Raw genomic sequence first — 13,605 nt, 5'->3', positions numbered from 1 at the left:
ACATTAAGAACGATGTTGTACAATGCATAACCCTCCGTATTGAGAAAACTTATTATTTGTTTCATCCTACAGCTATTTCCCTGGCCGTTGTCTGCCCAATCCGTGAACGAGCTGAGCAGTGACAGACCTTACGTGCGCATAGCCCAAACCTCCGGCTGGATGCCGGACCCCACAGGGATGCTCACTTATCAGCAGGTGAAACAACCTGCCTACAGTTCGCTTTTTCAGCCCATCCAACACGATATCGGCGCATTTGGCATCACCAAAGCCGCGGTGTGGGTCCACGGGCGGGTGAGCAACCCTGCCACCAACGTCACTTACCTGCTGATAGAATTTTCCAATATCGACAGCCTCACACTGTATTACGAGCACGGGGGCGAACTGCATGTGGCGCAATCGGGCAGCCTGCAATACAAACCCAATCCTTTCCACTTTCACGGTTTTACGTTCGAATTGCCGGCCAATGACGGGAAGCCGGTGGACTTCTGGCTGCGCGCGCGTACCGGCAACGCGCTGATCGTGCCGCTGGCCGCCGCTACTGCGGAAGGCGTGCCCACGGCGCTGGCGGATATGTACATCGTGGAGCTGATCTATCTCGGCGTGGTGACGGCGTTGTTCTTTTACAACCTGCTGCTGTTCTTTTGGGTGCGCGACAAGGCCTATCTCTGGTATCTCGGTTACCTGGTGGCGCTGGCGGGCTTTAACCTGCTGTACCTGCGCGGTTTTCACTACAGCCTCGGCCCCCGCGCCGCATTGTTCTTCAACCAGTACGGTATCGGCCTTGCGGCGGTGAGTTACATGTTCACCATCGGTTTTTCGGTGTTGTTCCTGCGGAGCAAAAAGTACGCGCCCGTGCAAACGCGGATACTGCGGTGGATCTTCTGGCTGCTGTGGGTGCCGGTCATCTGCCTGGCGTTGGGTTGGCGCGTGCCGGCCATCCGCGTCAGTGAATTGTGCAGCTTCTGCATTCCCGTTTTGTTCATCTGGATGTCCATCAACGCTTACAGGAAAGGATATAAACCCGCGCTGTATTTCCTTATCGCATGGACCGCGCTGCTGTCGTGCGTGCTGCTTTTCGTATGTACCAACGTGGGACTGCTGCATTACGGCACCTGGTCGTTCCACATCCTGCCGATCGGTTCCGGTGTGGAAATGATCCTGCTGTCGCTGGCTTTGGGGCACCGGTACGCGTTGTTGAAAAAAGAAAAGATCGATATGCAGGCGGCGCACCTGGAGTACGTCAACAAACAAAAAGACCTGCTGGAAGAAAAAGTGAGCCTCCGTACGCAGGAGCTGGCCAAAATGATGCAGCATTTGCGGGAAAGCAATACGGTAAAAGACAAATTGCTGGGCATTATTTCGCACGACCTGCGCACCCCGCTGGGCACGCTTTCGGGGCTGATGGAACTGCTGGAAATGAAAGCGCTGTCGCCGCAGGAGATCGGGGAATTTGCACAGATGGCCCGGCAGCATATCAAACACATCAATTCCACCATGCACAATATGCTCAACTGGTCGCTGTCGCAGATGAACCGCATCGAAACCCGGCCCGAGAAGGTGGAGCTGGCGCCGCTTTTCCAGCTGATCGCCGATACTTACCGGTTTTCCGCAGGCCAGAAGAACATCCGGCTGGAAATTTCCGTGCCACCGGGCGCCACGGTGTTTGCAGACGATCACCAGCTGGAACTCGTGATCCGCAACCTGGTAGACAATGCCATCAAATTCACCCCGCGCGGCGGCGTGATTTCGTTCGGCGCAAGAGATGCCGGCGGAAAAACGGAACTATACGTGACAGACAGCGGCAACGGCCTGACCAGCGAGGCTGCGTACAAAATATTGTACGGCAGCAAGCTGTATTCCACAGACGGCACCGCCAACGAAAAAGGCACCGGCCTGGGCCTTTGGCTCTGCAAGGAATTTGTGGCCAACAACGGCGGCGAGCTGCACATCAGCAGCATTCCCGGAAAAGGCAGCACTTTTTATTTCCGGTTGCCGAAAGACACGGCGCTTCTCCCGTAGCGCGGAAATTCGTAATTTGATCCCCGCATGATCACCGCTTTTTCAGACTTCAACCATCGGAAAGCCAGCGTGCAAAAACTGCACGCCGGCGATACGATAGATATGGCCCTTTGCCGCTACGACCGTTCGTCGGAAGACGAGTTTTTCATGCCTCATGCCGCCATCACCTGCGTGCGGCAGGGAAAAAAGGTAGTGTACCTCGAGGGGAAAAAACATGAGATGAAAGAAGGCGACGCGCTTTTCATCCCAAAATATTCCGTGATCTATTCAGACATTTCCGTTAAAAAAGAAGCGTTTCTCAGCCTCAACACCATTCTTCACCACAACGCCCCGCCCGGCGACGATGCGGCCGCCATACTGGCAAATATCGCCGCGACCATTACAGATCCTTTGCCGCTGGCGGAACTGGCGCGGCTGCACCACATGAGCCTGAGCACGTTCAAGCGCTGGGCGCTTCGCCACACGGGCGGCAGCGCCGGCAGGTGGATCGGGGTGCGCAGGCTCGAAAGAGCGCGTTACCTGCTGGAGCATAAACGGCTTACCGTTTCGCAGGCCTGCCATGAGAGCGGGTTTCATGACCTTTCGTATTTCATCGGGAAGTTCAGGGAACATTTCGGGGTAACGCCGGGGCAGTTTCAAAAACTGAGCTTTTTGTCATAACCCCGCGGCCGCGCCGCGCATAATTTTGAAATAAAAAAACATGATCACAAGAGAACAGGCGCTCCAGTTCGCGCAGGCATGGGTGAATGCCTGGAACAGCCACGACCTCGAAGCCGTATTGCTCCATTACACGGAAGATTTTGAAATGAGCAGCCCTTTTATTCAGCAGATGGGCATCGCGCCGTCCGGCACGCTCAAAGGGAAAGAAAACGTAGCCGCTTACTGGCGAAAAGCGATGGGCAAATATCCCGATCTTCATTTTGAATTGCACGAAGTGTTTTCCTGCGTCCACACCATCATTATTTATTACGATAGCGTTGCCGGGAAAAAGGCGGCGGAGTTTTTTGAGCTGAACGCCGAAGGAAAAGTTTTCCGGGCCATGGGCCATTATGATTGAAAACAGCTATTCCCGCCATGAATGGCATGTCGTTTGGGTTCAATAAGGTATCTTCGTAATTACCTTTTGTGCCAATGGAAACAGGAACGAACAACCATTATAGAGGCAGACCGGCGGGGGGAATGACCGGTTATCCCGAAATCCTTCAATTACTGCCTGCCGCCGTTTATTCAACGGATGCCGCAGGATTTATCCTCCGGTACAACGACGCTGCGGCGGAGCTTTGGGGCGTTTCGCCCGAGGCCGGCAAAACCTTGTGGAGCGATCTCTGGAAAGTATTCGACCACGATGGGCGTCCCATTCCGCCGGAAGCCGCTCCCATGTCCATAGCGCTTCGGGAGGGTAATGAGCTGAGAGGGGTGGAGGTGGTCCTGGAAAGGGCAGACGGACTCCGTAAAACTGTGGCATGTTTTCCACGCCCTGTATACGATGCACACGGCAGGCTTACCGGCACGGTGAACATGCTGACTGATATTACGAAACAAAATGAAGCCATTGCCCTGAAAATAACCGCTTCGCTGGAGAAAAGCGTCCAGGAGTATAACGCGGAACTGCTGCGTAAAAACGAGGCGCTGAAAAAAAGCGAGGAGCGGTACCATAAAATGATCGAGGAAGTGGAAGATTATGCCATCCTGCTGTTGAACCGGGAAGGGTATATCCTGAACTGGAATAGAGGCGCGGAGAAGATCAAAGGGTACCGGGAAGAGGAGATCGTGGGCAGGCATTTCAGCATATTTTACCTGCCGGAAGACCGGGAGCAGGGGCTTCCCGCCAGGATGATAAACTCCGCGGCGACTGCCGGCAAGGCCATGCAGGAAGGCTGGCGCATGCGGAAGAACGGTACGCGTTTCTGGGGAAGCATTATCATTACCGCGCTGCACAACGATGCCGGCGACGTGATCGGTTTTTCGAAAGTAACGCGCGACCTGACGGAGAAAAAGATAGCGGAAGACAAGATCCGGAAATACGCCGCCGAACTGGAATTCCAGAACAAAGAGCTGGAGCAGTTCGCCTACGCAGCCGCGCACGATATGAAAGAACCGCTGCGCAAGATCCAGTTTTACAATAGTTATGTCAACGAATATGCGGACGGCCTGCCGGAAAAAATGAAAGACTTCCTGAGCCGCTCCATGGATGCGGCCAAGCGCATGCGGCAGCTGATAGACGATTTGCTTACCTATTCAAAAGCCTCTTCGTTCTCCCAGGAGCTGGCCATGGTAGACCTGAACGAGGTCGTGAACGCGGTGGTGGCGTCTCACCGCGATTCCGTGGAAAGAATGGGTGCGGTGATCGAATGGGAAAAGCTGCCGGTGATCAAAGCCATTCCTTTCCAGTTCAACCAGCTGTTCGAAAATCTCCTGGGCAATTCCCTCAAATACCGGCACCCGGGAAGACCGCCGAAGATCAAAGTGGCGGCGTCTATTGTGCCCGGTTCGGAATTGAAGGACTTAAAAGAAGTGGGCGGTTTTTTTCATAAGATCACCGTTACCGATAACGGGATCGGGTTCGATACGCAGTATGCAGCGAAAATATTCGACCTGTTCCAGCGCCTGCATAACGGGAACGAATACACGGGCACAGGTATCGGTCTTGCTATCTGCAAAAAGATCGTGCAGAATCACCAGGGGGTTATCAGGGCCAGCAGCCTTCCTTACCAGGGAGCAGAATTTGCAGTGTATATTCCCGCGGGGAATTAAGCGCGGTTATCCCGCCGCTTCATCGCAGATCCGCAGCATGCGGCGGGTGATGTCTTTCAGCTCGCTCAGCCGGGAAGGTTTTATAAAATATTCGAGGGCGCCTTTTTCCAGGCAGGACCTCACATGCTCCGGCTGGCTGGAAGTGCTCCAAACCACTTTGGGGATCGCCTGCAGCCCCGGTTCTTTCCGTATCCTCTCCAAAACTTCCACAGCGTTAAACACCGGCATTTTATAATCCAGTACGATAAAACACGGAAGCTCTTCGCCGCCATGGCTTTCGAGGTACTCGAGCGCCTGTTGCCCGTCCCGCACCATAGCCAGCTGTATTTCAGGATCAGCCGCCAGCAGGGATTCCTCAAGCATTTCCAGGTCTTCAGGGTCATCATCAGCCAGTAAAAAAATCTTTGGACGGGTTTTGTTGCGCAAGTGCTAAATTTTACCAGGCTAAAATAGTACAAATCAAGCCGCTTTCAAAACAATCACGGATTTTCGTGGCATTTTAGCGGCTTTTAGGCATTTCTCCGAACAAAACAGCCGTAAAAAACGTATTTTACAGGAACATTAGACAAGCGGATACCCCGGCTCAGACCTCAATAACAGACTATACTATATATCGTTCGTTTCATTACAATCACCCTGAATCTCATCTGTCTATGGAAACAACTAAAACCATCCTGTTCGTAACAGGCGCGTTCGTGACCCATCATTGCTGGGACGAATGGAAAACGTATTTCGAACAAAAAGGCTACAATACCATCGCCCCGGCCTGGCCTTTTAAAGACGGCACGGCGGCGGAACTGCGCGCCCGTCAGCCAAACGATACCGATCTTGCCGCGCTTACCCTTACCGAGCTGATCGACCACTACGCCAAAGTTGCCGCCAGCCTGCCTGAAAAACCCTACATCATCGGGCATTCGCTGGGCGGGATGATGACCCAGGTGCTCAACAACCGTGGTTATGCAAGGGCGGCCGTGGCCATTCATCCCGTGCCCACGCTGGGCGTGTTCCCATACGAATTTTCTTTCCTGAAGGCTGGCTGGAAAAGCCTCGGGCTGTTCACTTCCCTGAAAAAAACCTACCTCATGTCTTTCAAAGACTGGCAATATGCTTTTGTAAACGGCATGCCTTTAGACCAGCAGCGGAAAGCCTGGGACGAGCTGACCGCCCCGGAATCCAAAACGGTGGCCCGCGGCGGCCTCACCAGCGCGGCAAAAGTGGATTACAACAAACCGCATGCGCCGATGCTGATCACTGCCGGCCTCGAAGACACGATCATTCCCGCGCACCTCAACCGCCGGAATTTCAAAAGGTATAAACAGAACGGCTCTGTGCTGGAATACAAGGAGTTCCCTGGCCGCAATCATTTCGTGCTCGGTCAGCCAGGCTGGGAGGGCGATGCGGAGTATGTGGCGGACTGGATCGCGAAATACTAACGCCGCGGCCGGACAATAAAAAAACCTTACTGATGTTTGTGCGGTAAGGTTTTTTGTTATGCAAAATGTTTCAGGATTGTTTTTCAGGAATGCCGATGATGAAGGTGGTGCCGTGATCGACCTCGCTGGTGGCGGTAATGGTGCCGTTGTGATGTTCCATGATCTTTTTACAGATAGACAGCCCGATACCGGTGCCTTCGATCTCGTGGTAGCTGTGCAGGCGTTTGAAAACCGCGAAAATATCTTCGAGATAACGGTTGTCTATGCCAATGCCATTGTCTGCCACGAAGATCTGGTACATGGGCATCGTTTCCGGTTCGTCGGACTTTCGCGCGTAAATATGCACCACGGGCATTACGTTTTTTTTCCGGAATTTGATGGCGTTGCTGATGAGGTTGTTGAACACCTGCCGGATCATGGTGGGGATCACGGGAATGCAGGGCAACGGGTCTACGTGGATGCTGGCCTGATTCGTCTGTATCGGGATCTCCAGTTCGGATACGGCTTCTTTTACGATCTCGTTCAGGTCTGCGTTCACATAATCGCGGCCCTGGGTGGAGTGGCGGGAGAAACGCAGGAGGTCGTCTACCAGCTGCTGCATTCTTTGCGCGGCTTCCCCGATCTTTGAAATATACCGTTCCAGTTCCTGCGGGTTGCCGCTGTTTTTGTTGATCATGTCGGTGAACACCCTGATCTTCCGCAGGGGCTCCTGCAGGTCGTGGGAAGCCACGTAGGCGAAACGGTCCAGCTCTTCGTTCACTTTTTTGAGATGCACATTGCTGCGGTGCAGCTGCCGGTTCAGTTCCAGCACTTTCATTTCCGACGCTTCCCTTTCCCTGATCTCCCTCTGCAGCAGCGCGTTGGCCTGCAGCAGGTTTTTTTCCTGTTCGCGCAATGAATGTGTTTTCTGGTACAACTCAACGAACAACCCCACTTTGATGCGCAGCAGCTGCGGGTTCAGCGGTTTATGGATGAAGTCCACCGCGCCCACGTTATACCCTTTGTACACGGCTTCTTCCTCATGCGTATGCGCGGTGATGAAAATGATCGGTATGTTTTTCAGCTTCTCCCGCTGGTAGATCAGCGCGGCCGTTTCGAAACCGTTCATATCGGGCATCTGCACGTCCATCAGGATCAGCGAAAAATCCGTTTCCTGCAGCAACGCTTTCAGCGCCGCCCTGCCGGAGGCAGCTTTCACGATGTGATAATGCTCCTTTTCCAGGATGGTTTCTATGGACAGGAGGTTATCCGGCCGGTCGTCTACGATCAATATTTTTACTGCATTGTTCATTGCCGGGTAATGGTTATCTGTAAAGCCAAACGCGCATGAGAGAAAGAAGCTGGTCGATTTTCAACGGCTTGGTGATGTAGTCCGACGCGCCCGCTTCGAGACATTTTTCCCGGTCGCCTTTCATGGCTTTGGCCGTAACTGCGATGATCGGCAGCGCGCTGTTTTTGTGCTCGCGCCGGATCTTCTGCATCGTTTCGTAACCGTCCATTTCGGGCATCATGATGTCCATCAGCACGATGTCGATATGTTCCCTTTCGTCGAGTATGTTCATCGCTTCCTGCCCGCTTTCCGCTGTGATGGTGTTGATGTGGTATTTTTCGAACGCGGTGGTGAGCGCGAAAAGATTGCGCACGTCGTCGTCTACCACCAGCACGTTTTTATTGCTCAGTACGTCTTTTTGCGAGCGGAGGTCTTCGATCAGTTTCCTTTTTTCTTCCGGCAGCGTGGAGTGATTGATGTGCAGCTGCATCACGGTTTCTTCCAGCAGCAGGTCAAGGGAATTGACATCTTTTAGCAGGATCTTGTTGGCGTATTGCTTAAGCTTTGATTTTTCAGCCGTCGAAAAATCTTTTGCCGAATATACGATAAGCGGCGTGGCGTTTTGCCGGTTGGAGGCCTGGATATTTGCAAAAAGATCGGAGCCGTCCACATCGGGCAGCATATAATCGGCGATGATGCAGTCGTACGAATTGGCGCTCAGTCTTTCCAGCGCCCCCTGCCCGTCTTCCGCGAAATCGAGATCGATCAGCCCGCCGTTTTCCAGCATCCGCGCGATCTGTGAAGCATCGGGCTGATTGTCTTCCACCACCAGCACGCGTTTCTTTTTCTGTTCATGCTGCTCCAGCATTTTTTTGAAAAGCACGGTGAGCGCCTCGGCCTTGAGCGGCTTGAGGTTGAAGCTGCGCGCGCCGCGGTGCATGGCCAGCAGCCGGTTTTCTTCGCCGGAAATGAGATGGATGGGAATATGCCTGAGATTGACATCGTTTTTGAACAGGTCCAGAATGCGCCAGCCGCTGGCGTCGGGGAGTTTCACGTCGAGCGTAACGGCGATGGGATGGTATCTGTTGGTGAGGTCGAACACTTCGCCGAAACTAACGGCCATCACCACTTTCAGCCCCATCTCATGCGCTTTTTCCTGCATGATCTTGGCGAAACGCACATCGTCTTCCACGATAAGCACCACTTTATCGCCTTCGAGTATGTTGTTGCGGTCGTCGCCGATATCGTTGATGATCTCGTTGAGCCCTTCGAGGTCTTTGGTTTCGGAAGGTTTCTGCACATTTTCGAACTGGCCGGCAGCGCGCGGTTTTTCCTTGCGAACGATGGGAGCGGTCTGCACGTTGATGAGCGGCAGGAAAAGCGTGAACGTGCTGCCCATGCCCGATTCGCTCACCAGTTCGATGGAGCCGCCCAACAGGTCTGCCAGGCCGCGGCTGATGGACAGGCCAAGGCCGGTGCCGCCGTATTTGCGGCTGGTAGAGCCTTCCGCCTGCTGAAACGCTTCGAAGATGATGTTCTGTTTGTCTTTCGAAATGCCGATGCCCGTGTCGCGGATCTCAAATGCCACTACCTGTCCGGCGGTATCGAGGTTTTCGTTGGGAATTTTCCAGTTGCGGTCCGCCATGTACACGCGCAGTTTCACTTCGCCTTTTTCGGTGAATTTGAAAGCGTTGGAAAGCAGGTTCTTTAATATCTGGTTCAAACGCTGGACGTCGGTTTCCAGCATCTGCGGCAGTTTTTCGTCCAGTTCGATGCCGAAACGCAGGTTCTTGCTTTCGGAAATATGTTTGAAGGTGGTTTCCACGAAAGTGATCACTTCCTGGAAACGCACTTTGATGAAGTCCGTTGAAATGTAGCCGGATTCGATCTTCGACAGGTCGAGAATGTCGTTGATCAGCTGGATGAGGTCGTCGCCGCAGCTGTGGATGGTTTTCGCGTAACGCACCTGTTTGTCGTTGAGGTTGCCATCTGAATTTTCATACAGCTGTTGCGCCAGTATCAGCAGCGAGTTGAGCGGCGTGCGCAGCTCGTGGCTCATGTTGGCGAGGAACTCGGATTTGTATTTGGAAGTAAGCTGCAGCTGCGCGGCTTTTTCTTCGAGGGACAAACGGGCTTCTTCCACTTCCTTGTTTTTCTCTTCCACTTCGTTTTTCTGTTTCACAAGCAGGTGCGCCTTGTCCTGCAATTCTTCGTTCGCTTTGCGCAGCTCGTCCGCCAGCGATTGAGACTGTTCCAGCAGGTCTTCCGTACGCGAGCTCGCTTCGATCGTATTGAGCACGATGCCGATGGATTCGGTCAGCTGGCTGAGGAAGTCGAGGTGGGTTTGACTGAAGGTGTCGAACGACGCCAGCTCGATCACGGCTTTGGTCTGCGATTCGAACAGCACCGGCAGCACGATGAGGTTCAGCGGCGGCGCGTCTACCAGGCCGGAGCTGATGCGGATGTAATCGCCGGGCACGTTGGTAAGCAGAATGCGTTCCTTGTCTACCGCGCACTGGCCTACCAGTCCCTGCCCGAGGTTAAACTCGCGTTTGATATGCGATTCTTCGCCGTATGCGTAAGACGCGTGCAGCTTGAGCGTGGGTTGCGTGGCGTTTTCGTCCTGTTTCAGAACGTAGAACATGCCTTTTTGCACATTCACCACGCGGGCCAGCTCCGTCAGAATACGGTTGGTCACCGTGTGAAGGTCTTTCTGGCCCTGCAGCATCTGTGTGAAAGTGGCGAGGTTGGATTTGAGCCAGTCCTGTTCCTGGTTGAGCTGCGTGGTTTCTTTCAGGTTGGCGATCATCTGGTTGATGGTGTCTTTCAGCTGTTCCACTTCGCCTTTCGCTTCCACACGGATCATCTGGGTGAGATCGCCTTTGGTTACCGCGGAAGCTACTGCCGAGATGGCGCGCACTTGCGTGGTGAGGTTTTCCGCCAGCTGGTTCACGTTCTCCGTCAGGTTTTTCCAGATGCCGGATGCGCCCGGTACGCTGGATTGCCCGCCCAGCCTGCCTTCTACGCCCACTTCGCGGGCCACGGTGGTTACCTGGTCTGCAAACACGGCCAGCGTATCGATCATTTCGTTGATGGTTTCCGTGAGCTGCGCCACCTCGCCGCGGGATACGATGGAAAGTTTTTGTTTGAGGTTGCCGGTGGCCACGGCGGTCACCACTTTCGCGATGCCGCGCACCTGGTTGGTAAGGTTGGAGGCCATCATGTTCACGGAATCGGTCAGGTCTTTCCAGGTACCGGCCACGCCCTGCACCTCGGCCTGCCCGCCTAGTTTTCCTTCCGTGCCCACTTCGCGCGCCACGCGCGTTACTTCGAAGGCGAAGGAGTTGAGCTGGTCTACCATCGTGTTGATGGTATTTTTAAGGTCGAAGATCTCGCCTTTTACGTCGATGGTCACTTTTTTGGAAAGGTCGCCGGAAGCCACGGCCTTGGTTACCTCAGCGATGTTTCGCACCTGCGAGGTAAGGTTGCCGGTCATGTTGTTCACGGAATCGGTCAGGTCTTTCCAGGTGCCCGCAACGCCCGGCACGAACGCCTGGCCGCCGAGCTTGCCGTCTGTACCTACTTCCCGCGCCACGCGCGTTACTTCGGAGGCGAAGGCGCGCAGCTGGTCTACCATCGTGTTGAGCGTTTCTTTCAGCTGGAGTATTTCCCCGCGCACGTCTACTGTGATCTTGCGGCTCATATCGCCGTTGGCCACGGCAATGGCCACATCCGCGATATTGCGTACCTGCGCGGTGAGGTTGCCCGCCATCATGTTCACGGAATCGGTAAGGTCTTTCCAGGTACCGCCCACGCCCGGCACGTTTGCCTGACCGCCGAGCTTTCCTTCGGTGCCTACTTCGCGGGCCACGCGCGTTACTTCGGAGGCGAAGGAGCGGAGCTGCTCCACCATCGTGTTGATCGTATTTTTCAGCTCGAGGATCTCCCCGGCCACATCTACTTCGATTTTACGGGAAAGATCGCCGTTGGCCACCGCGGTGGTTACCTCGGCGATGTTACGCACCTGCGAGGTAAGGTTGGAGGCCATGATGTTCACCGAATCGGTGAGGTCTTTCCAAAGCCCTTCCACGCCCGGCACGCTGGCCTGGCCGCCGAGTTTTCCTTCGGAGCCTACTTCGCGCGCCACGCGCGTTACTTCGGAGCCGAATGAATTGAGCTGGTCCACCATCGTGTTGATGGTGTTTTTCAGTTCGAGGATCTCTCCTTTTACGTCTACGGTAATTTTGCGCGAAAGGTCGCCTTTCGCCACGGCGGTGGTTACCTCGGCGATGTTGCGCACCTGCCCGGTGAGGTTGGAGGCCATCTGGTTCACGGAATCGGTGAGGTCTTTCCAGGTGCCGCCTACGCCGGGCACTTTGGCCTGGCCGCCGAGCTTCCCGTCTGTACCTACTTCCAGCGCCACGCGCGTTACTTCGGAGGCGAAAGAGTTGAGCTGGTCCACCATCGTGTTGATGGTCTTTTTCAGTTCGAAGATCTCCCCGGCCACGTCCACCGTGATCTTTTTGGAAAGATCGCCGTTGGCCACGGCGGTGGTTACCTCGGCGATGTTTCGCACCTGCGCGGTAAGGTTGGAGCCCATCTGGTTCACGGAATCGGTGAGGTCTTTCCAGGTGCCGCCCACGCCCTGCACTTTGGCCTGGCCGCCGAGCTTTCCTTCGGTGCCTACTTCCAGCGCCACGCGCGTTACTTCGGAGGCGAAAGAGTTAAGCTGGTCCACCATCGTGTTGATGGTGTCTTTTAATTCAAGGATCTCTCCTTTTACGTCTACGGTGATCTTTTTGGAAAGGTCGCCGTTGGCCACGGCGGTGGTTACCTCGGCGATGTTTCGCACCTGCCCCGTGAGGTTGCCCGCCATCTGGTTCACCGATTCGGTCAGGTCTTTCCACACGCCGCCCACGCCTTTTACGGTGGCCTGGCCGCCGAGTTTTCCTTCTGAACCTACTTCGCGCGCCACGCGCGTTACTTCGGAAGAGAAGGAATTGAGCTGGTCCACCATGGTGTTGATGGTATTTTTCAGTTCGAGGATCTCTCCTTTTACGTCTACGGTAATTTTGCGCGAAAGGTCGCCGCGCGCCACGGCGGTGGTTACTTCGGCGATGTTGCGCACTTGCCCGGTAAGGTTGGAGGCCATCTGGTTCACGGAATCGGTGAGGTCTTTCCAGGTGCCGGCCACGCCTTTTACCTGCGCCTGGCCGCCGAGCTTGCCGTCTGTACCTACTTCACGCGCCACGCGCGTTACTTCGGAAGAAAAGGAATTGAGCTGGTCCACCATCGTGTTGATGGTGCCTTTCAGCTCGAGTATTTCGCCCTGTACGTCTACGGTGATCTTTTTGGAAAGATCGCCTTTCGCCACGGCGGTGGTTACGTCCGCAATATTGCGCACCTGCGCCGTAAGGTTACCGGCCATAAGGTTCACGGAATCGGTGAGGTCTTTCCAAACGCCGGCCACGTCTTTTACTTTCGCCTGGCCGCCGAGTTTTCCTTCTGAACCTACTTCGCGCGCCACGCGGGTTACTTCCATGGAGAAATTGTTGAGCTGTTTCACCATGCGGTTCACTTCCGTGGCGATGCGGGCAAATTCGCCTTGCAGCACATTGTCTTCTATCTGGAGCTTCATTTCTGTGGAAAGATCGCCTTTCGCAACGGAGCTGATCACATGCGCGATCTCGATGGTGGGTTGAACGAGGTCGGAAATGAGGCTGTTGATGGAGCCTACCGAAGCATGCCAGGAACCTTTGGCGGTGCGGGGCATCTGCACGCGGTGGTTGAGCTGCCCCTGTTTGCCGATGGTGTTGCGGGCTACATGTAATTCATCCACAAAGGTTTCGTTGAGAAAAATGATGTCGTTGAGAGCGTCGCAGATCTTGCCGCTGAGACCGGTTTTGTCTACGGGCATCCGCGCGGTGAAATTCCCGCTCCGGACTTCGGTCAATACCTGTAACAGTTCGCTGAGATCGAGTTGGTCGTGGCCGTTCATAGGGGAAGGTTGGGGAACTTTTTCCACACTTCGGGTCTTGGAGGCGGTGGGCTCCCCGGTTTTTTTCCGTGAGTTCATTGTAAAGGAATTAGCGCGTATAGGCGGATTGGTTATTTAGTAATGCATATCTA

Annotated in this window: 8 protein-coding genes; 5 read left to right on the top strand and 3 right to left on the bottom strand. The window is 54.6% G+C overall.

From position 1 onward, the window contains the following. The first annotated feature begins 87 nt into the window (after window positions 1–87). The 4 genes from J7I43_RS08810 to J7I43_RS08795 all read left to right on the top strand — a co-directional run bounded on the left by J7I43_RS08810 (window position 88) and on the right by J7I43_RS08795 (window position 4,773). On the top strand, window positions 88–2,019 hold the full coding sequence (locus J7I43_RS08810; RefSeq protein WP_209145305.1) for a sensor histidine kinase: 1,932 nt from the start codon (window positions 88–90) through the stop codon (window positions 2,017–2,019). 27 nt (window positions 2,020–2,046) lie between these two features. Beyond that, complete coding sequence (locus J7I43_RS08805) at window positions 2,047–2,679, top strand: AraC family transcriptional regulator (protein ID WP_209145304.1); 633 nt, start codon at window positions 2,047–2,049, stop codon at window positions 2,677–2,679. 40 nt (window positions 2,680–2,719) lie between these two features. Further along, on the top strand, window positions 2,720–3,076 hold the full coding sequence (locus J7I43_RS08800; RefSeq protein WP_209145303.1) for a nuclear transport factor 2 family protein: 357 nt from the start codon (window positions 2,720–2,722) through the stop codon (window positions 3,074–3,076). 74 nt (window positions 3,077–3,150) lie between these two features. After that, window positions 3,151–4,773 (top strand): sensor histidine kinase, encoded by a 1,623-nt coding sequence (locus J7I43_RS08795; RefSeq protein WP_209145302.1) that lies wholly within the window; start codon window positions 3,151–3,153, stop codon window positions 4,771–4,773. Between the two features lie 6 nt (window positions 4,774–4,779). Here J7I43_RS08795 and J7I43_RS08790 read toward each other — a convergent pair whose 3' ends face one another. Beyond that, complete coding sequence (locus tag J7I43_RS08790; protein ID WP_209145301.1) at window positions 4,780–5,199, bottom strand: response regulator; 420 nt, start codon at window positions 5,197–5,199, stop codon at window positions 4,780–4,782. Window positions 5,200–5,426: 227 nt separating this feature from the next. Here J7I43_RS08790 and J7I43_RS08785 point away from each other — a divergent pair, with 227 nt between their 5' ends. Then, window positions 5,427–6,206, top strand: coding sequence for an alpha/beta hydrolase (locus J7I43_RS08785; RefSeq protein WP_209145300.1), 780 nt, complete (start codon window positions 5,427–5,429; stop codon window positions 6,204–6,206). A 70-nt stretch (window positions 6,207–6,276) separates the two neighbouring features. Here the strand turns inward: J7I43_RS08785 and J7I43_RS08780 are convergent, their stop codons facing one another. Beyond that, window positions 6,277–7,497, bottom strand: coding sequence for a sensor histidine kinase (locus J7I43_RS08780; RefSeq protein ID WP_209145299.1), 1,221 nt, complete (start codon window positions 7,495–7,497; stop codon window positions 6,277–6,279). A 13-nt stretch (window positions 7,498–7,510) separates the two neighbouring features. Then, window positions 7,511–13,552, bottom strand: coding sequence for a HAMP domain-containing protein (locus tag J7I43_RS08775; RefSeq protein ID WP_236023342.1), 6,042 nt, complete (start codon window positions 13,550–13,552; stop codon window positions 7,511–7,513). Window positions 13,553–13,605: the final 53 nt, after the last annotated feature.

This window comes from Chitinophaga chungangae (assembly GCF_017742215.1).
GTDB classification, from domain to species: domain Bacteria; phylum Bacteroidota; class Bacteroidia; order Chitinophagales; family Chitinophagaceae; genus Chitinophaga; species Chitinophaga chungangae.
This window is presented reverse-complemented; position numbering and strand designations above follow the sequence as displayed.